This is a genomic window from Paenibacillus sp. P4_A7 (assembly GCF_056402455.1).
Genome location: NZ_JBFUHJ010000013.1, coordinates 14,790 through 38,397, shown reverse-complemented (window position 1 = coordinate 38,397; position 23,608 = coordinate 14,790). Strand labels below are relative to the sequence as shown.

22 protein-coding genes and 1 pseudogene are annotated in these 23,608 nt (G+C 40.7%); 9 read left to right on the top strand and 14 right to left on the bottom strand.

The genetic code is table 11. The features are described from left to right. Window positions 1–8: 8 nt before the first annotated feature. Both AC1DWN_RS03830 and AC1DWN_RS03825 read right to left on the bottom strand, forming a co-directional pair. On the bottom strand, window positions 9–1,019 hold the full coding sequence (locus AC1DWN_RS03830; RefSeq protein ID WP_477557615.1) for an ABC transporter substrate-binding protein: 1,011 nt from the start codon (window positions 1,017–1,019) through the stop codon (window positions 9–11). 138 nt (window positions 1,020–1,157) lie between these two features. Beyond that, window positions 1,158–2,675 carry a carboxypeptidase M32 gene (locus tag AC1DWN_RS03825; protein ID WP_477557614.1) on the bottom strand — a complete coding sequence of 506 codons (1,518 nt, stop codon included), beginning with the start codon at window positions 2,673–2,675 and terminating at the stop codon, window positions 1,158–1,160. Between the two features lie 141 nt (window positions 2,676–2,816). Between AC1DWN_RS03825 and AC1DWN_RS03820 the strand changes: the two genes are divergently transcribed. Both AC1DWN_RS03820 and AC1DWN_RS03815 read left to right on the top strand, forming a co-directional pair. After that, on the top strand, window positions 2,817–3,134 hold the full coding sequence (locus AC1DWN_RS03820; protein WP_477557613.1) for an iron-sulfur cluster biosynthesis family protein: 318 nt from the start codon (window positions 2,817–2,819) through the stop codon (window positions 3,132–3,134). A gap of 38 nt (window positions 3,135–3,172) precedes the next feature. Next, complete coding sequence (locus AC1DWN_RS03815; protein WP_477557612.1) at window positions 3,173–3,739, top strand: beta-class carbonic anhydrase; 567 nt, start codon at window positions 3,173–3,175, stop codon at window positions 3,737–3,739. 27 nt (window positions 3,740–3,766) lie between these two features. Here the strand turns inward: AC1DWN_RS03815 and AC1DWN_RS03810 are convergent, their stop codons facing one another. Further along, on the bottom strand, window positions 3,767–4,306 hold the full coding sequence (locus AC1DWN_RS03810) for a DUF309 domain-containing protein (RefSeq protein ID WP_477557611.1): 540 nt from the start codon (window positions 4,304–4,306) through the stop codon (window positions 3,767–3,769). Window positions 4,307–4,524: 218 nt separating this feature from the next. Between AC1DWN_RS03810 and AC1DWN_RS03805 the strand changes: the two genes are divergently transcribed. The 4 genes from AC1DWN_RS03805 (at window position 4,525) to AC1DWN_RS03790 (ending at window position 7,552) form a co-directional block, all read left to right on the top strand. Next, the gene (locus tag AC1DWN_RS03805) at window positions 4,525–4,944 is read left to right on the top strand and encodes a hypothetical protein (RefSeq protein WP_477557610.1); all 420 of its coding nucleotides are present in this window, start codon (window positions 4,525–4,527) and stop codon (window positions 4,942–4,944) included. 2 nt (window positions 4,945–4,946) lie between these two features. After that, a complete protein-coding gene (locus AC1DWN_RS03800) occupies window positions 4,947–5,225 on the top strand; it encodes a YxcD family protein (protein WP_477557609.1) in 279 nt (92 codons plus the stop codon). A 188-nt stretch (window positions 5,226–5,413) separates the two neighbouring features. Then, window positions 5,414–7,351 carry a glycosyl hydrolase family 18 protein gene (locus AC1DWN_RS03795; RefSeq protein WP_477557608.1) on the top strand — a complete coding sequence of 646 codons (1,938 nt, stop codon included), beginning with the start codon at window positions 5,414–5,416 and terminating at the stop codon, window positions 7,349–7,351. Between the two features lie 39 nt (window positions 7,352–7,390). After that, window positions 7,391–7,552: a hypothetical protein gene (locus AC1DWN_RS03790; RefSeq protein WP_477557607.1), complete on the top strand. Its 162-nt coding sequence runs from the start codon at window positions 7,391–7,393 to the stop codon at window positions 7,550–7,552. Window positions 7,553–7,624: 72 nt separating this feature from the next. Here AC1DWN_RS03790 and AC1DWN_RS03785 read toward each other — a convergent pair whose 3' ends face one another. The 4 genes from AC1DWN_RS03785 to nirB all read right to left on the bottom strand — a co-directional run bounded on the left by AC1DWN_RS03785 (window position 7,625) and on the right by nirB (window position 14,238). Next, the gene (locus AC1DWN_RS03785; RefSeq protein WP_477557606.1) at window positions 7,625–9,136 is read right to left on the bottom strand and encodes an alkaline phosphatase family protein; all 1,512 of its coding nucleotides are present in this window, start codon (window positions 9,134–9,136) and stop codon (window positions 7,625–7,627) included. 1,458 nt (window positions 9,137–10,594) lie between these two features. Continuing rightward, window positions 10,595–11,380 (bottom strand): formate/nitrite transporter family protein, encoded by a 786-nt coding sequence (locus AC1DWN_RS03780; protein ID WP_477557605.1) that lies wholly within the window; start codon window positions 11,378–11,380, stop codon window positions 10,595–10,597. Window positions 11,381–11,433: 53 nt separating this feature from the next. Further along, window positions 11,434–11,760: a nitrite reductase (NAD(P)H) small subunit gene (locus AC1DWN_RS03775; RefSeq protein WP_477557604.1), complete on the bottom strand. Its 327-nt coding sequence runs from the start codon at window positions 11,758–11,760 to the stop codon at window positions 11,434–11,436. A gap of 36 nt (window positions 11,761–11,796) precedes the next feature. Continuing rightward, window positions 11,797–14,238 (bottom strand): nitrite reductase large subunit NirB, encoded by a 2,442-nt coding sequence (gene nirB, locus AC1DWN_RS03770; RefSeq protein ID WP_477557603.1) that lies wholly within the window; start codon window positions 14,236–14,238, stop codon window positions 11,797–11,799. A 465-nt stretch (window positions 14,239–14,703) separates the two neighbouring features. On the opposite strand from nirB, the gene AC1DWN_RS03765 reads away from it, so the two are divergent. Continuing rightward, a complete protein-coding gene (locus AC1DWN_RS03765) occupies window positions 14,704–15,273 on the top strand; it encodes an SGNH/GDSL hydrolase family protein (protein ID WP_477557602.1) in 570 nt (189 codons plus the stop codon). Between the two features lie 45 nt (window positions 15,274–15,318). On the opposite strand, the gene AC1DWN_RS03760 is transcribed toward AC1DWN_RS03765, so the two are convergent. Then, on the bottom strand, window positions 15,319–15,480 hold the full coding sequence (locus AC1DWN_RS03760) for a hypothetical protein (RefSeq protein ID WP_477557601.1): 162 nt from the start codon (window positions 15,478–15,480) through the stop codon (window positions 15,319–15,321). A gap of 127 nt (window positions 15,481–15,607) precedes the next feature. On the opposite strand from AC1DWN_RS03760, the gene AC1DWN_RS03755 reads away from it, so the two are divergent. Both AC1DWN_RS03755 and AC1DWN_RS03750 read left to right on the top strand, forming a co-directional pair. Further along, complete coding sequence (locus AC1DWN_RS03755) at window positions 15,608–15,859, top strand: DUF6199 family natural product biosynthesis protein (RefSeq protein ID WP_477557600.1); 252 nt, start codon at window positions 15,608–15,610, stop codon at window positions 15,857–15,859. A 164-nt stretch (window positions 15,860–16,023) separates the two neighbouring features. Next, on the top strand, window positions 16,024–17,487 hold the full coding sequence (locus AC1DWN_RS03750; protein WP_477557599.1) for an ATP-binding protein: 1,464 nt from the start codon (window positions 16,024–16,026) through the stop codon (window positions 17,485–17,487). Between the two features lie 340 nt (window positions 17,488–17,827). On the opposite strand, the gene AC1DWN_RS03745 is transcribed toward AC1DWN_RS03750, so the two are convergent. The 6 genes and pseudogenes from AC1DWN_RS03745 to AC1DWN_RS03720 all read right to left on the bottom strand — a co-directional run bounded on the left by AC1DWN_RS03745 (window position 17,828) and on the right by AC1DWN_RS03720 (window position 23,500). Next, on the bottom strand, window positions 17,828–18,406 hold the full coding sequence (locus AC1DWN_RS03745) for an LURP-one-related family protein (RefSeq protein ID WP_477557598.1): 579 nt from the start codon (window positions 18,404–18,406) through the stop codon (window positions 17,828–17,830). A 31-nt stretch (window positions 18,407–18,437) separates the two neighbouring features. Continuing rightward, window positions 18,438–19,310 carry a tetratricopeptide repeat protein gene (locus AC1DWN_RS03740; protein ID WP_477557597.1) on the bottom strand — a complete coding sequence of 291 codons (873 nt, stop codon included), beginning with the start codon at window positions 19,308–19,310 and terminating at the stop codon, window positions 18,438–18,440. Window positions 19,311–19,338: 28 nt separating this feature from the next. Then, a complete protein-coding gene (locus tag AC1DWN_RS03735) occupies window positions 19,339–20,295 on the bottom strand; it encodes an ATP-binding protein (protein WP_477557596.1) in 957 nt (318 codons plus the stop codon). A gap of 84 nt (window positions 20,296–20,379) precedes the next feature. Next, window positions 20,380–21,603: an amidohydrolase gene (locus AC1DWN_RS03730; protein ID WP_477557595.1), complete on the bottom strand. Its 1,224-nt coding sequence runs from the start codon at window positions 21,601–21,603 to the stop codon at window positions 20,380–20,382. A gap of 36 nt (window positions 21,604–21,639) precedes the next feature. Then, window positions 21,640–22,305 carry an ankyrin repeat domain-containing protein gene (locus AC1DWN_RS03725; protein ID WP_477557629.1) on the bottom strand — a complete coding sequence of 222 codons (666 nt, stop codon included), beginning with the start codon at window positions 22,303–22,305 and terminating at the stop codon, window positions 21,640–21,642. A gap of 79 nt (window positions 22,306–22,384) precedes the next feature. Then, window positions 22,385–23,500 (bottom strand): annotated as a pseudogene (locus AC1DWN_RS03720) (aminopeptidase). Window positions 23,501–23,608 lie beyond the last annotated feature (108 nt).

The following is a 23,608-nucleotide window of genomic DNA, read 5'->3' as shown; positions in this document are numbered from 1 at the left end:
CACCTCTTTTATTTCACCGCTTTAATCGCTTTTTCGGCATATGTGGTATTCACTAGCTCGCTATGCTCCGTACGTTCCTTCAGCTCACCAGCGGAGGAAATAACATCAAGCAGGTTGTTCCATTCCGCTTCATCAATAATTGGATCTGAGGCGAAGGAGCCTTGCTGCTTGTAACGATCGATTGAGCTAATTAGGATATCACGGTCTACTTTAGGGAAATAGGAGATTACAGCATCCGTTATCGTTGCCGCATCATTTTTGGTAACCCAGAGCTGAGCTTTATAGATAGCATTCGTAAAGGATTGGACGACCTTTTTGTTTTTGTTCATATAGCTCTCTTTCGTCATAAATACGGTGTAAGGCAATTTCCCGCTTTCCGTACCGAAGGATGCTACTACATGACCAGTTCCTTCCTTCTCAAAAATAGATGCCGTTGGCTCAAATAGCTGAACATAATCGCCAGTTCCTGATGCAAATGCAGCAGATATGTTGGCAAAATCAACATTTTGAATGAGCTCCAAATCAGCATGAGGATCAATTCCTTTTTTCTTCAGAGCAAATTCTCCTGCCATCTGAGGCATGCCACCTTTTCGCTGGCCGAGGAACACTTTACCTTTTAATGTATTCCAATCAAAATTGTCATCAGCCTCGCGAGCTACTAGGAATGTCCCATCTGTTTGAGTCAATTGTGCGAAGTTAATAATTGGATCATCCGTACCCTGCTGATTGACGTAAATAGATGTTTCCGAACCAACAAGTGCAACATCAATTACATTGGAGAGCAAAGCAGTCATCGTTTTGTCTCCGCCTGGCGTAGTCGTTAATTCTACGTTAAGCCCTTCTTCTTCAAAAAATCCCTTGGCAATAGCCACATACTCGGGCGCGTAGAACAACGACCGCGTTACTTCTCCGATTCGAACGGTTTGCTTCTCTGAATCTCCTTTGCCGCAGCCTGCAAGTGCAGCTGTTGCGATGAGCACTACTGCAAGCAGCAGCGGCACAAGAACACGTCTATTCATTTCCAATCCCTCCCGCTATTTCACTTTTATAGTTGTCATTCAGCCTATGCACCAAGAGCCTAGGCGGTGAATAGCCGTACAAAAAAGAAGGCTGCCACCAGATCGTCAATGTGACGTTCCGGGACAGCCTTCTTATGCTTACAGCTTATAAATATCCTTGTATTTCTTTTCTAAATAAGAGACTAAATACTGTGGATCAAGCGGCTTTCCTGTTATGCCTTGAATGAGCTCAGCCGGCGTTCTTAGCTTACCGTACTTATAAATACGTTCGGTCAGCCATTGCTTAATTGGCAGTAGATTACCTTCTCCTACTAATGACCAGAAGCCCTGCAGATCGCGCTCCATCGTATCCGCGATTTGTGCAGCGTACATGTTGCCAAGTGAATAAGATGGGAAGTAACCAAATGCTCCACCCGACCAATGCACATCCTGCAGTATGCCTTCCGCATCGCTCTGTGGTGTCACCCCAAGGTACTCTTTGTACTTCTCATTCCAAATCGCTGGCAAATCAGCGGCCTTCGCGCCTTCATTGAAAATAAGCTTCTCCATCTCATAACGGATGATGATATGTAAATTATACGTGAGCTCATCCGATTCTGTTCGAATTAGAGAAGGCTGGACAACATTTATGCCTCTGTAGAATTGATCAACAGACACATCGAGTTGACCAGGGAATTGCTCCTGCAATCCGCCCATATACCGTTCCCAGAACGGTCTGCTGCGTCCAATTACATTTTCCCAGAAGCGGGATTGTGATTCATGAATGCCCATAGACGTACCCGTGCACAGAGTTGTTTCGATAAGCTCATCCATAATATTTTGCTCATAAAGCGCATGACCGCCTTCGTGAATCGTACCAAAAAGTGCACTTGTTACATCGTTTTCTAAGTAATGTGTCGTAATACGGACATCACCAGGGCTAAGTCCAGTTGCAAATGGGTGAGCACTTATATCCAGCCGCCCTGCTTCGAAGTCGAAGCCCATTTCTTTTAATATGTGCATGCTAAATGCCTTCTGGGCAGCTTTATCGTAAGACTGGCTGAGGAATGAAGTATCTGGTTGGTGCTCAGAATTTGCGATTGCAGATGCAAGCGGTACAAGCTGCTTACGCAAGCCCCCAAATACACGATCTAACTCAGCGACGGTCATACCAGGCTCATATTGATCTAGCAAGGTGTCATACCGAGTAGCTTTTGCCCCCCAAAGATCAATAAATTGATTCGAATAGGAAATGACTTTTTCCAAATAAGGCTGGAAGCTTGCATAATCATTATTTCCCTTCGCTTCCTCCCACTTCGATTCGGACTGCGAGGCAAGCACGACATATTCTTGATAAAGCTTCGGTGGAATTTTAACGCTGCGATCGTACTCTTTACGAGTCTCCGTCACTAGACGTTGATCGATTTCTGACAAGTCTTCGAAGACTGAACGATCTTCAAGCTTTGACATCCATTCCCCAAGCTCAGGTGAAGTAGACACCTTGAATAAATCGCCAGATAGGACACCGATTACCTCTGAGCGGTTATTCATTCCTTTTCGAGGCGCACCTGTTCTGAGATCCCAATAGAGGACACCGAGCGCTTCCTCGTAGCTTTTAATTTTGCGTACCGTTTCTCTAAAGCTTTGCAGCGCTTCTGATTGTTGTATAGTCATCATTATTCCACCTTTCCTATGTAACAAAATTCAAAATCCATTCATTTGAACTTAACTTGATCTTACTTATTACAATCCTTATAATCAACTTAAACCTAATTAAATAAAACTGCAACATCGCTTTAAGAAAGAGAGGTACTGCAAATGCACATTACATTTTCTAAAACGGCTGAAGATCGGCTAGCTCCCTATTTAAGTGACGGAACTAAGCTGCTTAAGCTGCTCCACGATACAGAAGATTGCGGCTGTGTCGTCAGCGGTGTACCTAGCCTACAGCTTATAGATGAGCCTTCGGTAGATGATCAGCTGTCTCAAGGGAATCCCTTTCCCTTCTATTACGAGCCACGTCATGAAGTTTATTATGAACCGAAATTACGCGTTGATTACGATGCTTCACGGAACAGCTACAGCCTGAAGAGCGACAATCAAATTTATACGACTAACCTTCGATTTATAAGCTAAGCCAAATAAACAAATACATACTAGGGAGGCATAAGCAAGTGAACAACATCGATCAAATTTTAAATCACAATAAACAATTCGTTGCCAACAAAGAATATGAACAATATGCGACAAGCAGATTTCCAGATAAACGGATGGTCATCCTTACTTGTATGGATACACGCTTAACCGAAATGCTTCCAAAGGCTATGAACCTAAAAAATGGTGACGCCAAAATTATAAAAAACGCCGGCGGCATCGTCACTCAACCCTTCGGCAATATTATGAGGAGCATAATCGTAGCGGTCTATGAGCTGCAAGCAGACGAAGTATTCGTTGTCGGACATCACAATTGCGGTATGACTGGAATTAACCCAGAAGAAATTATTCAGCATATGGTAGACCGCGGCGTTGCCGAAGATACCATTAAAACACTTAAGCATTCAGGACTTAACCTTATGCGTTGGCTTACTGGATTTGACAACATAAAGGACAGTGTTGTTAATACCGTTAGTATTATTCGCAATCATCCCTTACTTCCAGCTAACATTCTTGTTCATGGACTACTTATTGATCCTGAAACTGGCGAACTGGAGCATTTAGTAGATGCACTCGATGCAAACTAGAAATCATAGAACAGGAGCGAAACGACTTTAAGACAAGTCGTCTCGCTCCTTTTTTTTGGCTAAAAATGCTGCTTGTCTCGCCGCTATTACGTCTGAACGATCTCTTAACTTATGCCGATGAATAAGGGAATCATCATTTAATTGACTTGTAATGCCCCATACTAATCCACGCTCTATACATTGCTGCTCGCATAACTGCACTAAATGTTCATCTGTAATTTGAAAATTAATATCAGAGTAAATCATAGTAGCCTCTGATTCTAAGCCACTGATTCTTGCGTTCAAYTGCTCCAGCAAGCTTTGTTTATCTAATCCAAGCATTTGGAGTGGAGATGCTTGGAGCCTATCGCTCGCTTGGGTGTACATCTTCACAGCACCACGCTGATTGCCGCGACGGTCATGATATTGCCCAACGGCAAGCTGTATTAACCCTAACCAAGTATCAGAAAGCGGGTCCTCAGGGTGCTCCTTCCAATACTCCTCCAGCAGCTCATGACACTCGAAATAGTCTCTCGTTGCATGAAACTCAACTAAATAGGAAACATAAGCGACAGGAAACATTTGCATGCTATCCCTCCTATTACGCGTAAACGGACTGACACTGAATCACAGACCTCAGTTCTCGATTCGCAATGAAAATATAAATGAGTTTGTCCAAATCGTACGACTACTTTTCTACCTTGGCACATAGGTTAATAAAAAAATTGAAACCTTCGTCTATATTAGCCGTATTTTAATGTGTAAGCAATGCTTGTATTACGGAAAATCAGGAGGAGAACTTACAGATGAAAAAGGGTTTATTATTAACAATTGCATTTGCGTTATTTTTCACATTAGGGTTTGGCCAATATGCTGATGCTAAACCGCGTGGCGGTGGCGGCATTAAATCACCTAAACAAAGTATTACTACACCAAAGAAATCCGATGGTGCTACTCAATCGAATCCCGGCACCAAAGCACCAGCAAAAGCTGGCGCGACTAAACCTGGATTTTTCAGCGGCGGCAGTTTAATGAAAGGCTTAATGGTCGGCGGTTTGGCCGGCTTATTGTTCGGAAGCATGTTCAGTGGATTAGGCGCTTTCGGCAACATTCTAGGATTCATGATTAATATGCTTGCCATATTCGCGATCATAATGATCATTCGTGTAGCTTTTGTATACCTCCGCAGCAAGCGTAACCCGCCAGACCAACGGAGACCCTACTAATCATGCGAATTTATACGGACGAAATCATTAACGCTGTCTGTATTCATATGGCTGAACGTCGTGGGGTAAATGCTACGGATGTAGAAGTACAATTGTCCTGGGAAGAGGAATATGGTTTCACGGCTGAAGTATGGGTGAACGGCCGATCCCAGTACCTACTTGAAGCAAATCTGTTAGAAGCAATCGAGCAGTACATGTATAAACAATACAACCGCCGTACGTTCCGCTCCGATATTAAACTTGACGCGGACGAGGAATTCTGGGCTGATATAGCTGATTAACAAATAATTATGCGCAACAAAAGCATTCGTTAGTTGCTCTTCATCAATGTGATGAGGCAGCTGACGGGTGCTTTTTTTATAAATATATAAGAACTTATCCACTGGAAATTATTACATCAAAAATATTCACACAATTCTAGCAACCTCCCTCCTCTTTTTGCGTCTAATAGATAGACTGTGAGAGGAGTGTGTCGAATAAACGTATGAAAAGAAAGATAAGTACAGCACTACTGCTAGTTTTACTTTGCCAAACTTTGATGACGGTGACAATAAGCACTATCGACGCAGCAACATCTGAAGCGATGACGAAATACCGTGTTTATCAGAATGACAAAGCACTAAAAGAATTTGCAACAGAATCACAAGCTATCGCCTATGCCAAATCATTCAATTATTCCCATGTTGAGACGATTGCTGGTCGTGGCTGGGTGTGGGATAACTTCCCTCGCTATAAGGTTTATCAGAGCGGTAAGCCGATAGCAAAATCAGATTTTAGTACATACGAGCAGGCATTGTCAGTTGCTAAGACGTTGTCTAATGTACATATCAGAGATCTTGAAGGCATTGGCTGGAAGTACGAGGGTCATGCGAAATTCAGACTTTATCAAGGTGACAAAACGTTACCTAACTGGTCGTTTACCACGCTCGATGCTGCCAAAAAGGAAGCCAAAAAGTGGGGCAACGTTCACATTATGGAGTTAAAAACGAATTCGTGGATTTGGAGCAACCTGACGGATGCTCAAGTTAAAAGTCAGCGTGCAGCAAAGCCTGTCTATCAAATAGTCGTTGATGGTCAATCTGTTGGTGGAGATAAACTCTACTCTTATCTGTATGACGCTATTAAAGCTTCTACTTCAACTGCAAACAGTCAGGTTGTAAATACAGCTTCCAGTGCAGTCGTTCATTCTAATGTTCAAGCTTATACGGTACAGCAATACGGCGCTGTTCTTAAAACATTCATAAGTCTAGAATCTGCCGTTGAGTTCGCCAAAAAAAATGTGAATTCCGAGGTTGTCTATAACGGTTCGGTTTGGTGGTCAGGAGTTCCCTATTTAAGCGTCTACCAGAATGACAAAAAGTTGAAAACATACAGCTCGCTGAAAAGCGCTCTCTACTATGCGAAAATCTATTCTAACAGCACCGTTCGTACTGCTGACGGTCGCATCTATTGGAGCAATATCAAAAGCTTAGTGTACTTGGGTTGGAACGGTAGCTCTGCGAGTTCAACGATATTAAATCATGTCGCGAATACACAAGGACTTTCAATCGATTCTCCAACTTGGTTTGAGTTATCCGCAGCTGACGGAACACTCAAAGATATGTCTGACCCTGCAATTGTAACTACATTAAAAGAAAAAGGCATTCAAGTGATGCCACTCGTTCATAACCAGTTCAACCGTAAAATGACGACAGAATTTTTGGCGAATAGCGCTGCTCAGAAGCAATTCATCAGCAAGCTCGTTGATCGTCTAGTCGCAATCGGGGCTATCGGTGTAAATCTCGATTTCGAAGAAGTAGCAGGCAATGACCGCAAGGCTTACACTGCCTTCGTGACTGAACTTGCTAATGCCTTGCATGCAAAGAAATTAACACTTTCAATTGATTTGCCCAGAGGCAGCGTTAGCTGGAATCATCTAACCGCTTATGACCATGCCGCCCTCGCAGCAGTTGTTGATACGATCTACATTATGGCCTATGATGAGCACTGGAAAGGGAGTGATACTCCCGGGTCAGTCGCAGGACTAAAATGGGTTGAAGAAGGCGTAAAGCAATTTCTTGATTACGGTATCCCGCGCAGCAAACTAATGCTGGGTATTCCGTTTTACGTACGGGAATGGAAGCTGGATGGTACAGGCAAGCTCGTAGACAATCGCGCTGTTTATATGAAAGAGATTCCTACACTTATTTCGGACACAGGTGCAACCGGCGTGTTCGATCCAGAATCCGGACAAATGAAATACCAGTATGTTAAGGATGGATTCACTTATCTGTTCTGGGCAGAAACTGAGGAAACAGTAAAAGCTCGTATTAACATTGCTAAGAAATACGATCTAGCAGGAATTGGCGCATGGCGCCTCGGCTATGAGAGCAATGATTTGTGGACAGCTATGCTTCGTATGAAATAAAGTTAGTATAGAAACAACTACACCCTCGATTCCCTGTGTATGTGCAGAAATCGGGGGTGTTCTTATGCACAGGATCTGAAGGAAGGTATTGCGGAGATGGAAGCGGCTGTAGAGAAGCTTCGTGAGGAGAATCAAACTCGCAAAGAGAACGTGATTCGCTTCACTTGGATAATAGGAAGTTATGTGGCCAGTGTAAGCTAAAGGAGTACACATTCTAATTTTAAGCCCACCTCTCTGGGGGGCTCCCCTCTTGAGAAATATCATTTATGTTATCTAATTAAATCCCATAAGTTTAGCTAATAGCGGGGCAATATCAACGATCTTCATCTCTTTAATATCTTTGTTCTTAGGTATACTTTTACCCTCAATAAAAAATGAAGATTTCATTTCTTTGAATTGAGGAAGGAAACCATGAGTAGCTTTATCAGATAATTTGTCTGTAATATAATCTCCTGTAATATTTTCTGTTGTCTGATATCCGAGTTTAGCTATTAATACATAATCCGCTTCAGGAAACCCGTGAAGCTTTAATTCTGCTTCCTTACCAGTCATTACTTCTAAAATACCTCTATTATTATCAGCTTTAAGCTTGTTCAGTATCGCTTCTACTTTATGGCGCACCTCAATATTATTAGGATCTTTGAGTTTTATTTGTCCTGAACCTTCTGCTTTTTGAAAATAAGCATCCCAATTTATCACCTTGCCATTCTTATCTATTTTTATCAGGCCTGCCTTATATAGTTCGGTATTAGGGCTTATATTTGCTATATTATCCACCATTCCATGATCTGAAACAACAGCTACAACTACATTATCATTTGTTATCTTATGAACTTCTTTTACTAGTTTACCAATCATGCCATCAATCTCTTCTAAAGCCTTCAATGATTCTTTAGAGAAGGTTCCATATTTATGTGCATACTCATCATATGCTGCAAAATATGCTGTCATAAAAAATGGATTTTGTGGTATTTGAGGTTTAATTTTATTTTCAATAAGCCACAAGGCTGCGTCGTACCTTTTACGATCTCCCTCTAGTGAAAAGTCATAACTTGGGTATCTACCAATTACCTTTTCCATTTCTTTTACAAGTCCTTGAGGATAACTAACAGCATTTAAAACTTTACTATCAAGCTCCGTTTTATCTCTCCAATATTCTGGAATATTAAAATCTGCATGAGCACCTACGGAAGTTGGAAAACCTACATTTGCCGAAAGATACCCCTTTTGCTTTGCAGCCTCCCATAAATTTGTAGTTTTATTAGATACATACCACTCCCAAGCCCCCAAATGCTTACCTTCAGGATCCCATACCCTGTTATTGTAAATACCATGTATCGACGGATTTGTACCCGTTATAATAGATTGATGAGCAGGATAAGTTACTGTCGGAAATACTCCTTCGACTCCATTCCTGACATATGAGCCATTTTCTATAAAATATGTACGCATATTAGGCAATTTTATTCCATGTTTCTCAGCTTCAAAAACGATATCAGGTCTCATAGCATCAATCGATATCAATAAAACACTAGGCCGATTTGATGCTAAAAATTCATTTGTAGTAACAGGTATCTCATTTTTCTGTATTAATTGACTAGATAGATTATTGTTCATCTCTATTTGGTATATCAAATAATTTAACTGAAATATTTTGGATTTTATTTCATTCAACATCATATTTTTTGTATTTATACATTCAACACCGTATAAAAAATCTAAGTAGTAATTGATTTCAATCATTCTATTATTAATTTCGTTACATAGTAATGTTTGTTTATACATTAAAACACCCACCTTGTTAAAATTAAGACTCTCGGAATCAAAGATTCCTCACTAGCACTGACCTGACGGTCTGGACCTATTACAAGCAAGGTTAGCTGTTTAATTAATACAGCTATTGCGGTAAAAATCCAGGCATTCCAGCCACCCCCTTCAGTGTTAGCTGATCTTAGCTGTTCGGAAGTCTCCGCTTTGAGCTAAGTATTACTGTATGTGGGTGTGAGCCTAGAAGTGCCTGTACATTTATACAAATGAAGCAGGAGAAGAAGAGACTCTTATTGATATTTATGCACGTTCCATTTACGAAGTAGATAATGATGATATTTATTTATATAGGCCCGTTTTCTGATGAGGTTTTAATGTGAGCAATCGCTCACTCTACATAAAAAAAAAGACACTGACGGGTCAGTGTCTTTAGCAATATTCAATCTATCCCTGTTTCCCATCAATCGAAAGCAGCAGCACAGCGGCCGCAAGACCCAATCTTCGGTCCAACTGATTGGCACTAGACGGCTATCTTCTTTGATGAACCCGATCTCTGCTTCTTTTGAATTTAAAATAACCCACTCATCCATTTGACTCCCACAATTCGTCTTGAAACTGTTTATCATTTGGATTAATCCTAATCGCGTTTCGCATGTATGTCTCTTTAAGCTTGTAATCCCCGCGCAGACCCGCAGCCTATGCCAAATATAAGAGGACATATGGCATCTCGGCGTCATATTGAATCGCCTGTCGGTCTAATCTAGTTGAATTCGCAAAGTTTCCTAGCAACGCCTCTGTGTAACTCAGCATAGACAAATATAGCGGGGTTTCTGGTCTGAGCTCTAAGGCATGTAACAGCTGCTCCTTTGACTCAACGAATTTCCCCTTCTTATTTAACTTATTCATTTTAAAGAAATAATAATTGGCTTCATATGGATCATAGCTTCCTGCAATGCTTCGTTGAACCCTTTTTCATTCTCTGTCTCATAGTGCTTAGATGTCCGGATCCTCTGGTTCCTGTCGCAGTAATTTTTCTGCTTCGACTAAAGCTTCCTAATAACGTTTCCATTCAATCAGCTGATGTACTGCTGCATAGGCTGCTTGAATAGAATGTTTTTCCACAGCCATAGACCTCCCGTTTCCAATCCAGTTACTTGATTCCGTGCTTCTTTACATAGTCCATTACGACTTGATAGTCTCTATTCACATCACGAAGAGTAGCATAAATTTTCGCCATCGAACTTTACTAAAAATGAATGTGTTTTAAATTTTTGCGTCTTTGTTCGGCAAGTTCATTATGATCGGGCTTATTTTTGGATTGTTAACTGGGTACGAAAGTTTCAGGCTGGGGGAAAAGTTTGAGGACTTTCGAGGTTACAAAAAGCGATTCCAGAAAAAATTAGGCGACCTCTCTCCGGTAGAATACCGAGAAGTGATCGCCGCTTAACAAACTCTTTAAATTCCAACAATTATGTTTTATTTCTTATTTTTTCGAACTGGGGAAATAACCCAGTATGCCATACCAACGAACAGACCTCCGCCAACAATATTGCCAATAGTAACAGGGATCATATTATGCAACCATCCAGCAATAGATATTGTTTCTGGGTGATTCGGTAATAAGGTAGCAATACTTAATAGCGTCATATTAGCCACACTATGCTCATAACCACTCGCAATAAAGGCAAATAGACACCACCAAATGAGGATTAATTTAGCGACATCCTCCTTGGCCCGAATGGACATCCAAATAGCTAGACATACTAACCAGTTACAAAGAATCCCTCGAAAAAACAGTTCCATTACGGGTAGTTGCATCTTTTTAGCTACTGCCGTAAAGATAAGGTGTTCAGCAGGTATATCCTTGAACAGCCCCGCACCTAGAACCAATAAGCAAAGCACCAAAGCACCTAGTAAATTACCTAAAAATACGATACTCCAGTTCTTAAGTGTATCCTTCACGGTTGTTTTACCTGCTAATGTACTCATCGTAAAAAACATATTATTACCAGTAAATAGCTCTGAACCTGCAAATATGACTAACGTGAGTGCGATTCCAAAGGATCCCCCCATAACGAGGGATTGATAAGGTGACTTCATTGCGGCTAATGGGGCACCTAATGTGAAAATTAGGATAATCCCAATTCCCACAAAGGCACCCGCTAATACAGCAGCAATTGTATAGCGAAATACACTTTCGTTCATCTTTTCTTTTTTCTTAACCGCCGTCTCTACCATGGTCTCTACACTTTGTGTATACAAGCGGACTACCTCCTAAATGCCTCTCGTTATTTATTTTTTCATGTGATGAATTGTTATGCATAAATGCCAATTTGAATATCTTCGTTCTTCACAATAACAGGATATGTCGTGACTTGCCCTGTATCAGGTGCTTGCACTGCTCCACTCGTTAGATCAATCTTCCAGTCATATAAGGGATCGTAGATATAATGTCCAGATACGATCGCTTCTGCCAAAGGTCCTCCCTTAGGGTGTGGCGACTTGTTTGCCAAAGCGTATACAGTCCCATCCGAAGTACGAAATAAAGCAATCTCCTGACCTTCAATGATCACAACTCGACCCACTTGTACTAAACACTCCTCAATTGAACCAATAGAATAATAATTAGTTGTCATTTCCATTTGATCTCTCCCCTTTCCATTCAACACACTAATGGGTTATTCCACTAAAATTGCAGATTTATTATTTTCATAAAGAGCTGTACGAGTTTTGTCATCATTAAGCATCTTTCTCCATGGATCTTCCACCTGTTGTAGCGCAATTTCGATTCGATTAACGAGTTCTTTACGGTTATCTAGATTATCCAATATCGCAGACTGAATCTGTTCAAGGCCTATCCGTTCTACCCATTCCGAAGTTCTCTCCAAATATTTGCCGGTTTCACGATAATACTGCATAATTGCTCCACAAATCTCAATCAATTCTTCATCACTTTTAACCTTACAGAAGCTATCAGCAATACGAGACTTAATCCCTCCATTACCTCCAATAAAGATTTCCCAGCCTCCATCATTTCCGACGATACCGATATCCTTAGTACATGCTTCCGCACAGTTCCTCGGACAACCATTCACAGCATATTTAAATTTGGCAGGTAAATCGAGACGCTCAAATTTACGTTCTAAAAGTTCTCCCATAGACATGGAATCTTGTGTACCGAATCGACAGAATTGGGAACCTACACATGTTTTGACCGTACGCAGCGATTTAGCATAAGCATAACCTGAAGGYATATCAAGTTCTTCCCATACCTTAGGTAAGTCTTCCTTCTTGACTCCGATCAGAGCCAGCCTTTGTCCACCTGTCACTTTAATGACCTTGACATCATATTTTAAGGAAACATCAGCGATTATCTTGAGATCTTTCGGTGTCGTAACGCCACCATACATCCGTGGAACAACAGTGTATGTCCCGTCTTTTTGAATATTCGCGTTCATTCGTTCGTTAACAAACCGTGATTCTTTCTCGTCTTCATAACTCTCTGGATAAATCATACCCAAGTAGTAGTTGATTGCTGGACGGCATTTAGAGCAGCCTTCCGCGTTACTCCACCCAAGTACATTCATAACTTCACGTGTCGTTGTTAAACCTTTCGCCGTAATCTCTGCTACTACTTCATCCCTATCGAGTGAAGTACAACCACAAATCCCTTGTTTCGAAGAAATCTTGAAGCCATCCCCAAGAACATACTGCAGTATTTGCTCAACAACTGGTTTACATCCTCCACACGAACGGGTTGCGCCTGTACAAGCTTTAATTTCATCTACCGTCGTTAAACCCTGATCCGTAATAACATCGATAATTGTTTTCTTAGTTACACCATTACATCCACAAACAATCTCATCATCAGACATTGTTTCTACAGAGGATTTTTTCTTAGCTCCACCACCGCAGCATCCTGTACCCATGATTGTATTATAAACATCATCTGTCATTTCGGAATGTTGCTTAATCAACTTTTGCAGATTAGAAGACTCAGTTACATCTCCGAATAAGACAGCTCCGACAATGATATTGTCATGAAGAAGAACTTTCTTATAGGTTCTTTTCCACTCATCTTTTGCAGCAATCACGGTGTGCTCCGGTCCCTCAACAAACTCACCTGCTGAGAATACGTCGATACCAGAAATTTTAAGCTTTGTTGCTACAATAGAACCTTCATAGGGTAATGTTTCTACTCCGCAAATATGCTTAGCTAACACATGTCCTTGTTCAAATAACGGGGCTACGAGCCCGTAACATACTCCCCGATGTTGCGTACACTCACCGACAGAATATACACCTTCAAATGAAGTACGCATATAATCATCTACAACAATACCTCTTCCTACTTCCATACCACTAGCCATGGCGAGCGCTATGTTTGGTTTAATACCCACCGCCATCACAACAAGCTCCGCTTCTAATACACTACCGTCGCTGAAACGTAATCCACTTACCCTATCCCCCCCAATAAGTTCAGAGGTTTGTTTTCCCATAGCGAATTTAATGCCTTGACGTTCCAATTCCGCTTGTAACATTGACGAAGCACTGTGATCCAGTTGACGTTCCATAATATCTTCCATCAAATGGACCACCGTTACATCCATGCCCAAATTCACGAGTCCTTTGGCAGCTTCTAACCCTAACAGTCCACCACCAATGACCGCAGCCTTATTATATTTCTTAGCAGCATCTATCATTTGGTTACAGTCGCTAATATCTCTAAAACCTACTACGCCTTCTTTGTCGCTACCAGGAATCGGTAGAATAAACGGGTTAGATCCTGTAGCAATAATGATCTTATCGTAAGATTCCGTCATTCCATTGTCCGTAGTCACTTGCTTACTTTCCGCATCAATATGTGTCACCGTCGTTGTCGTATGCAGCGTAATTCGATTGTCTTTATACCAGTTCCAGTCGTTCAAGACAATATCATCGACCGTCTTGCTACCTTCCAGAACATAAGAAAGCATAATACGATTATAGTTAGGATGTGGTTCACTACCGAATACCGTAATATTAAACGAATCACTTAGTTTCAGAATTTGCTCAACTGTACTTATCCCAGCCATACCATTACCAATCACTATTAGTTTCTCTTTTTTTTGTTCTTGCATGTTAGAATGCCTCCTTCTTTGCCTTGCTTGCAAAATAAGTGTAGCATCTTAGAACATATTAATATGTGAATAAAATCACACTATTAATAAACAGGATACTATAGGACATATTGAGAATCTTATCGACGATCAGCTACTTTATTGTCCTTGGCTATCAATCTACCATGCTGTCCGCGCATAAGAACCACAACATCGAACTTCCCTATTGTCAAATAGGATAAAAATAGCTAATTGATTGTCAAGTCAAGCTTTTTGATACGATTGAATTTTGTTATACTCTTAAAGTACACACCAAATAAACCACCATATTATGGAGTTTAAAGGGTTTTTCAGATTGCGGAGTGCATGGCTGACCTTTTCTAAGCAGAACGTAGACGTCATGTATTAACATGTTGGGGAAGGTTTCTTATCCGAACCTGTCTTATACTATTCTAATAGATTATYTTAAAATAAGGAGTGTCTGATATGTACAACCACTATGTAGCTATAGGTGATAGCTTTACCGAAGGAATAGGTGACGAGGTTGAGGGAGTCCCTTTAAAAAGCTGGGTTGAACACTTTGCTGAGCTGCACGAGCCCGCTTTAAAATACACCAATCTAGCTAAACGTGGGTTGATATCAAAAGAGATTCGCGAACAGCAACTTGAAGAAGCTTTAGCTTTGCAACCTGACTTGGTTACTCTGATTGCAGGAGCAAATGATATTTTAAAAGGCCGTTGGAATCTCGATGAATATAAGAGCGAAATGAAACAAATAGTTGATACGTTAAGCAAGTCAGGTGCTGCCATCATATTAGGAAATCTTCCTGACTTTACTACTAGATTACCTTTACCACAGGAAAAAAAACAAGCATTAAAAGAACAGTTATTACAAGCAAATGAGGTTATTCTATCTCTTAGCAGTGCGTACAATTTAGATCATATTGATTTTTGGAATCACCCTATGGCTAGTGACAACACGATTTGGTCTAAAGATTTGGTTCACCCAAACGCAAAAGGATATAGAAAAATTGCTGAAATGATATTTAATCGTTAATTTTTATGTAAGAACAATGGAGGTTTGTACGCAAATCTCCCTTCCTCACTTTGCCTTTTGTGCGTACCTATTATTCTCTTTTTGCAGGGATGCTGTTGTAATGATCGCAACGTTCAACTGGCTGAATTCCTTATCAATTAGTGTTAAAAAATTCTTCTTAATATCCTCTGTATAAAAACCGTTAGAGGTTAGTAGCAGCTTAGTCATAAGTAGCCCCCCGTTCTTCTCCGATCTAACAAACGTATTTACATTATTCCGATAAACAGGTGAGCAGCTATTGTCAGTTTGAATGTTCTAATACTCTCCTAGTTCATTAGTTACAGCTGCCTATCCTATGTATCATTTTAAGCAAGGTAATCTCTTCGAATTCTGCTTATCATTCGCTCTTATGATTTATGGATGGTGTGGGTATCGATATGAGAAATTTCAAAGGTTTCTCTTTCTTATCTCGCTTCGCTGGATTTGGACTCAGGATCCTGAACCTAGTGATTTCTATTTTTTGAGCTGCAAAATAGGCGGAATTCTCACTATTGTTGGAACCATCATCCTCGCCGTCGTTTCATTACAACTTGAAATATTCAGATAAAACGTCCATGCCATATATCTAAAACACCGATTATAAGTGTTTGCAATATACCACAAATTTTAATAATTCACATAAATTGCCTGAAAAATCATTGATGATTTCTCATTAGCGATTATAATATGAATAAACCCCATCATTGAAATGACTTAGAGAGGAGACTTGTAGTGCTAACAAATGAAGTCCAAAGTTATGACTTTGCCTTTATACAAGCTGTAATTGGTATGGCACTTGTTTCGTGCGACGGAACCCTCCTGAAATTGAATGCAGCATTATGTAATCTCTTGGGGTATGATCAGAGCGAATTAAATTCAACCTCTCAACAATTTCGTACCTTTTTTGAAGAAGTCCATAAATTTGTCCTGGTTGAAAATTGCTTACACTCCAAGGACATCGTTAAGCATCGTTTCGAACTTCAATACTCCCACCCATCCGGAAGTTATTTATTACTAGATATAACTATTTCTATCATTCGGGAAGCCACTGGTGCACCCCTATATTATTTTACACAATTCGAAAATAAGACCGTGATGAGGCAAATGGAGAATCGGTTACAACATACCGAATTCAATTTGGTTAAAAAAGAGGACTCTTTCCAACAGCTGCTAGAGGAATTGCCTTTAACCGTACTTATTACTAAGTTTGGAATTATTCAGTATGTGAATCCTGCGGGCTTACGATTAATTCATGCATCGAGCCTTGAGGAAGTGCTGGGAATGTCTACTAACAGTTTTGTAGATACTACTAGCTATGAAGTCCTCGCCGATCGAAGAACGAAGTTTTACAGCAATAAAGCAATTAGCTCCGTCTGCTATCTGATCAACTGTTTAAATGGCCAGCAGAAATACGTGGACGGGTTTTCATTACCGATTTCATACAATGGTGAGGCTGCGGTCGTTGGAATATTCAAAGATATATCTGAGCAAATGCTCGAAGATGAACGGCTTATGCAATCCGAAAAATTATCTACTGCAGGTCAACTAGCTGCTGGAATTGCCCATGAAATCCGGAATCCACTTACGGCCATTAACGGCTTTATGAAGTTGCTTCGCTCATCCGAGCACAAAAATGATAATTATTTTTCCATTATCGAGTCAGAATTGAAACGCATTGAATTCATCGTCAACGAGTTGCTGATTTTATCCAAGCCCCAAGCTGCGCATATCAGTAAACCAATGGATTTTTTACCACTCCTAGATCAAGTGATCATATTAATGAACGGACAAGCAGCTCTAAAAAATATCGAGATCCTTCCAGTCTATTCCGAACAATCTATTTGGATTAAAGGTGAGGCTAATCAGTTGAAGCAGGTGTTTATTAATTTGCTTAAAAATGCGATTGAAGCAATGAGCAGCGGCGGCATCATTCATATTCATGCCCTCTCAAAAGAAAGTGAAGCTCAGATTAGCGTGAAGGATGAGGGCTGCGGAATGACGGAGGATCAAATAAAAGCGCTTGGTAAACCTTTTTATACGACAAAAGAAACGGGAACAGGTCTCGGTTTTATGATCACACATAATATAGTACATAATCATGGCGGAGCGATCACCATAGAGAGCATACCTCAGCAAGGCACAACCTTCACCGTAACAATCCCCATCATAATCAAACCAGAGGGCTCTAATTTATAGCACCTGTTTTCCTCTGTAGCTACTCCTTTACTGTCGAGGTATTAGCTTCAAACATATCTAGATTGTGCAATTAGCTCATTCTTTCTTCAATTTCTTGAGTTTTTGCTAGTCAATAAGAATTTATGATTTGCTCGATGGTGAAATCTCGTATATTTTCAAAATGATGACGGTACTGAAAGGTTAGAAATGTATAAGGCTGTAGATGATGAACTTATTTATATAGGCCCATTTTCTGATGAGGTATTGATATGAGGTATTGATATGAGGTATTAATATAAGCTATTGATCACTCTGTAAGAAAAAAGACACTGACGAGTCAGTGTCTTTACCCTCATTCAATCTATCCCTGTTTCCCATCAATCGAAAGCAGCAGCACAGCGGCTGCAAGACCTAATCTTCGGTCCAACTGATTGGCAGTATCCAGTGAAAAATCCACATTCAGCTTGCTGACGAAAGGGTTGAAATTCGAATCGAAGATGGCTATCTGCTTAGAATTTATTACCACATTGAATTTTTGAGGAATTAAGTTGGTAAGAAACCTTCTAAGCAGCGCCATCAGACGGCTGTCTTCCTTGATGAGCCCGATCTCTGCTTCTTTTGGGTTTAGAATAACCCACTCATCCTTAAGAATCGATTTCATTCCATTGCGGCGCAATGAACCAATCCGTTCTCCGGTCACGGTATCGACCACATCATAGGTCGCTGAGAAATCGATAACACTTCGCGCCTTAATAGTAATCAACTCTTCATTCATCGTTTCATCGCCGTACAACCTTATGTCCTCTTTCAGCTTGAAAGCTTTCATCTGCGAGAACAGAATCAATTGTTCGCTGTTGTCGTAAATATGAAACTTTGCTCCTACTAGAGTGAGGACTTTTTTCCTAACCAGGTATTGCGTGTGATTAAATTTATTATTCATTTCTTAGTCTCCTCTTTTGCTTCTTCAGATCCTACGAACCTCTTCGCCGCCATCCGAACACTCGCACATGTACAATCCACTTCGTTACCCAATGTGCTAGCACATAAAGCACAAGGAAAAGGATAATGAGTGGTTTGAATAATGCCCATGCGACGATCCATGAGACTAAGATTTGCCACGGTTTCAGTTTGCGTAATATTTTGGTAGGCCATAAAAATACACGAAACATCTTTTCACTTTGCTGAAGCGTCTCTAAGTATTCATCTTGAAACTGTTTATCATCTGGATTTATCCGAACAGCATTCTTCATGTACGTCTCTTTAAGCTTGTAATCCCCACGAAGACCTGCAGCCCATGCCAAATATAAGAGGACATATGGCATTTCGGCGTCATATTGAATCGCCTGCCGGTCTAATCTAGCTGAATTCGCAAAGTTTCCTAGCAACGCCTCTGTGTAACTCAGCATAGCCAAATAAAGCGGAGTTTCCGGTTTGAGCTCTAAAGCATACAGCAGTTGCTCCTTCGACTCAACGAATTTCCCCTGCTTATTTAACTTATTTGCTTTAAAGTAGTAGTAAACGGCCTCATAAGGATCAATTCTCATGGCTTCTTGCAGTGCTTCATTAAATTCCTTATCTTTCCCTGTCTCGTAGTAGACACCGACACGTACATACCAGGCTAACTCCTGCTCTGGCTCTCGCTTAAGCGTCTCTTCCGTCCAATGCAACGCCTTCTCGTATTCATCCATTAAGAAATAAATATGTGAAATAAGAGCATATATGCTTGGATCTTCCGGCTCCTGTCGCATTACTTGTTCTGCTTCGACAAGAGCTTCCTTATAACGTTTCCATTCGATGAGCTGATACACTGCTGCATAGGCCGCCTGACTGGAGTTCTTTTCCACAGCTACAGACCTCCTGTTCTCCGACCTGTTACTTGATTCCGTGCTTTTTTAGATAGTCTAGAACAATTTGGTAATCTCGGTTTACATCACTAAAAGTAGCATAATTTTTCGCCGTCGAGAACCAATCCAGTGTTGTTGCCTTCCGGGACTTCGCCACCTTCTTCAAATCATCATGCGTGATCGGTTGAATCTCCCCTGTTTCGAAGGTGCGCTCCATGGCTAATTCTACAGCATCACTCACTACTTGCTCTAGATCGGCACCCGAAAACAACTTCGTCTCCGCTGCAATCTTTGCTAGATTAATAGAATCCGTCGGCTTACCCGAGATTTTAAGTTGAAGAATCATCTCGCGTTCAGCTTCCTCTGGTGGCGGTACAAACACAAGATGATTGAACCTACCTGGACGCCGCAACGCAGAATCTAGATACCAAGGAGTATTCGTCGCGCCAATTACAAACACGTTATCGTTCTCTGCTTGCAAGCCGTCCAGCTCCAGCAGCAGCTGATTAACAAGCATACGATCGTGATGCTGACGCATCTGATGACGGCTTCCTCCCATTGCATCCAGCTCATCGATGAAGATAACGCATGGCTTACTCTCCCTTGCCTTCTGGAAAATATCATGCAGGTTATGTTCACTTTGACCTGCATACATGGAAAGAATGGCTTGGAGCTCGATATGTAAGAAATTCGCTTCGATCTCTCCAGCTACTGCTCGTGCCAAAAACGTTTTGCCGCAACCCGGTGGTCCGAACAACAAAAGACTTCCACCAGCTGCTTTGCCGTATGCAGCGAATAACTCCGGTTGCTTCAGAGGCAGTATGAAATTCATCCTGATTTTCTTCTTCACGTCCTCCAGACCGCCTACGTCAGCAAAAGTTTCCTTAGGCTTATCTGACTCAACTAGAGTTTGATCATCTTTACTAAATTGAATGAGTTTTAAATTTTTGCGTCTTTGTTCAGCCAGCTCGTCATGATCAGACATCCTATTCTCTCCCTATCATTTTTGAGATAAGTTTACCATATTTCAATCAAATTTCCCCATTTTTATAATAAACATCTGAACCTATTAAATCGAACCACTCACGAGGCGTCCTTCATTACATACCGCTTGACGCTCAGACCTTCGTGCTACCGCTTCCGCAGAGCAGCTTGCATGAACCAATACAAAGCTCGCTTTATCTCCTACCCTAGGCCACACCTGCTCGCCTTCTTGGTTGAGCGGTGTTACCCCGCTTGTAATAAATCCCAGAGACTGAGATAATGATTTTTCGTCATTATATCCATATAATTCTGCAAACCGTCCCACCTTCTCTAATTGATCTCCATTTCCAAAAGGTGACCAGTGATCAGTTAGGCTATCCGTTGCAAGCTTTACTTTTACGCCCTTATTATGGAGCATCGGCAGCGGCATCATTGTTCTTCCAATCGGAACAGTAGATGCAATCGACATGCCGAGTGATGCCATCCGTTCAGCCAGCTCTTCCGAATCTTGTGGCTGCGCACTTGCAAACCAGAAACAATGACTAACTGTCACTTTCCCCTGCAGTCCAGCTTCTTCTGTCAGATCAGCTAACCTCGTTAAAGTTTGCTTCCCTGCTTCACCACCTTCATGTAAGTGAAGATCGATTCCAGAATTATTCATAACCGCTAGTTCTACCATCGTCTGTAATGACTTCTCTATATCTCCATCCACCGTAAATGGATCAACTCCACCTACATGCGTGGCACCCTCTGATAAAGATTGCTTCATAAGTTGGACGGAATCTGAACGAAGCAGTCCATGCTGCGGGAAAGCTACAATTTCATAGGAAGTTTTGCCAGAGAACGTGTTCAAAGCTTGCAAAGTTGCTTCTAAACGGTGCAGTCCACTGACAGGCTCGATATTACAATGGCTGCGGACATGTGTTGAACCGAAGCCTTGTATAAGTGTCAAGATACTTTCGGCTTGTTGCTTTGCCATAGGTAATATTTTGGGCAGTAATATCTTCTCTTCTTCAATCCGTTCGAAAATACTGGATATACGCTTCACCGCTTTCCACGGTCCATTAAAATATGTTTTATCCAAATGGATATGTGCCTCTTCAAAAGATGGCAGCATTAGCAGCTCTTTACAATCGTATTTTAAAAGGTTACTGTGTTGCTCCGATACCGTCTCACTAATCTCAGCGATAGAACCGTCTTCGATTCGAATCTGACAAACCTTCGTTTGAGTGCCAGCAACCTGCCCTTCTTCCATCTTATAGCCTTCCTCTAATCTTATGTTCGTCAACCAATATGAAGCATTAAACATGTCATCCGTCCTTCCTTTTCTCACAGAATTTTTTTGCTACTTAGCATCCTTATTCATTAACATTTCTATCATTTCTTTATAACCCTTATTTTTCGCATGTTGTAAGGGACTAACTCCATCAGAATCTGCAAGATTAATATCAGCACCATGATTAATTAACAGCTGTACAATAGCTTGATGTTCCTTACCACCATCACCAAGTATGATAGCTTCGAGTAGAGCTGTCCAACCGAGATTATTGACATGATCAACATGGACATCGGACGTGTTAAGAAGTTCTTCTACAATAGCAACGTGACCTCGGTCTGCAGCAGGAATGAGTGCAGTACCACCATATCTATTCACAATTGAAGTATCTGCTCCAGCGGCAATAGCCACCTTTACAAAATCAAGCATACCTTCTGCTCCTGCATAAAGAAGTGGATTATCCAGACGTTCATCACGAATATTTATGTCAGCCCCTTTCTCAAGCAAAAATTTGAATAATTCCAGTTGATTCGTGTGCACGGCGATCATAGCAGACGTTCTACCTTTTTTATCAACAGCATTAATGTCCACTCCGTCCACTAAAAGCTTTGTTATAAGATTCTTATCTCCTTGCTCAGTAGCAGTTAACAGTGCTTGGTTCAGCTTGTCCATATCATTATTCACCGTCTGAGTTGATTGCTGCTTTTCATTGCTTATCTGTTTGACATTGTCCATCTGACATCCAGCAATAAAGAGAGTTAATGTCAACATGAGAAAACGCATAGCGAATCAACACCTTTCTAAAAATTTTTTATTATTTTAAATTTTCTGGATTTAATCCATTTAAAACCTCAGGAACAAATAGCCCATCTTTACGGATTAGCACATCATCAAACCATATTTCTCCTCCACCATATTCAGGTCTTTGGATATTGACGATGTCCCAGTGCAGCTCGGACCAATTTTCATTTCCAGGAGAACTAGCAGGAACACAACCGGGTGTAAAGTGGAAACTGCCGACTATCTTCTCATCGAACAAAGTATCTTTCATTGGATTTTCAATGTAAGGATTAAGACCAATCCCAAATTCACCAAAATATCGTGACCCTTGATCCGTATCCAGTAATTTATTAATTCTGTCTGTGTCATTTGCCGTAGCATGAATGATTTTACCTTCCTTGACTTCAAAACGAATATTGTCGTAAGTAAATCCCTATTTGAGTGACGACGTATTATACGATATTACTCCGTTGACCGAATCTTTTACAGGCATTGTATACACTTCTCCATCGGGAAGATTCATAATACCAGCATCTTTAAATGAAGGCATATCTTTAATCGAAAATTCCAAGTCCGTCTCTGGTCCCGTAATCCTTACTTGATCTGTTTTATCCATAAGCATGACTAGATTGTCCATCGCTTTATCCATTTTGTAATAATCTAAATTACATACATTAAAATATAAATCTTCAAAATCATCAATAGACATGTTCGCTTGCTGAGCCATAGCATGGTTGGGATAACGAACAATACACCATTTCGTGTGGTTATAACGTCTACCGTTGATCTTTTGAAAATAGTGCTTTCTATATAGTCCCATTTTCTCAGGTGAAACACTACTTAACTCACTCATGTTTTCGCCAGCTCTAATGAGAATATAGGCTTGCATGTCGTTTACTCTATTTAAATCGTAGGATGCCATCGCTATGATTTGTTCCTCTGTACATCCAATTAGTAACTCTCTCAATAATTCATGGTTATTTATTAATAGAAAAGGGAGCCCACCGACAACATAGGCTTGCTTAATCAATTCTTTGGCCAATGGAATCTCTAAACCATCCACTTCAATTAATATTTTTTCCCCTCGTTGCAGCTTAACAGAATATTGAATAAGATTTTTAGCTAGTTGTTCAATTCTTAGATCTTTCATTTGTTGTCGCTCCTTTTACTCCATTTAGTTCGATGAAGGGTAACTATAAATAATAGGATTTGACTTATTATTATCGTAACATAATAACTAGCAAGAAAAGAAACAGAT

Bases quoted from the DNA above. Each gene is read 5' to 3' on its own strand.
- AC1DWN_RS03760 (WP_477557601.1), bottom strand. From the start codon at position 15,480: ATGACTAAGCTGCTACTAACCTCTAACGGTTTTTATACAGAGGATATT.
- AC1DWN_RS03800 (WP_477557609.1), top strand. From the start codon at position 4,947: ATGCGAATTTATACGGACGAAATCATTAACGCTGTCTGTATTCATATG.
- AC1DWN_RS03790 (WP_477557607.1), top strand. From the start codon at position 7,391: ATGTGCAGAAATCGGGGGTGTTCTTATGCACAGGATCTGAAGGAAGGT.
- AC1DWN_RS03805 (WP_477557610.1), top strand. From the start codon at position 4,525: ATGAAAAAGGGTTTATTATTAACAATTGCATTTGCGTTATTTTTCACA.
- AC1DWN_RS03755 (WP_477557600.1), top strand. From the start codon at position 15,608: ATGTATCATTTTAAGCAAGGTAATCTCTTCGAATTCTGCTTATCATTC.
- AC1DWN_RS03785 (WP_477557606.1), bottom strand. From the start codon at position 9,136: ATGTATAAACAAACATTACTATGTAACGAAATTAATAATAGAATGATT.
- AC1DWN_RS03745 (WP_477557598.1), bottom strand. From the start codon at position 18,406: ATGAATAATAAATTTAATCACACGCAATACCTGGTTAGGAAAAAAGTC.
- AC1DWN_RS03825 (WP_477557614.1), bottom strand. From the start codon at position 2,675: ATGATGACTATACAACAATCAGAAGCGCTGCAAAGCTTTAGAGAAACG.
- AC1DWN_RS03830 (WP_477557615.1), bottom strand. From the start codon at position 1,019: ATGAATAGACGTGTTCTTGTGCCGCTGCTGCTTGCAGTAGTGCTCATC.
- AC1DWN_RS03725 (WP_477557629.1), bottom strand. From the start codon at position 22,305: ATGGACAATGTCAAACAGATAAGCAATGAAAAGCAGCAATCAACTCAG.
- AC1DWN_RS03735 (WP_477557596.1), bottom strand. From the start codon at position 20,295: ATGTCTGATCATGACGAGCTGGCTGAACAAAGACGCAAAAATTTAAAA.
- AC1DWN_RS03730 (WP_477557595.1), bottom strand. From the start codon at position 21,603: ATGTTTAATGCTTCATATTGGTTGACGAACATAAGATTAGAGGAAGGC.
- AC1DWN_RS03820 (WP_477557613.1), top strand. From the start codon at position 2,817: ATGCACATTACATTTTCTAAAACGGCTGAAGATCGGCTAGCTCCCTAT.
- AC1DWN_RS03775 (WP_477557604.1), bottom strand. From the start codon at position 11,760: ATGGAAATGACAACTAATTATTATTCTATTGGTTCAATTGAGGAGTGT.
- AC1DWN_RS03765 (WP_477557602.1), top strand. From the start codon at position 14,704: ATGTACAACCACTATGTAGCTATAGGTGATAGCTTTACCGAAGGAATA.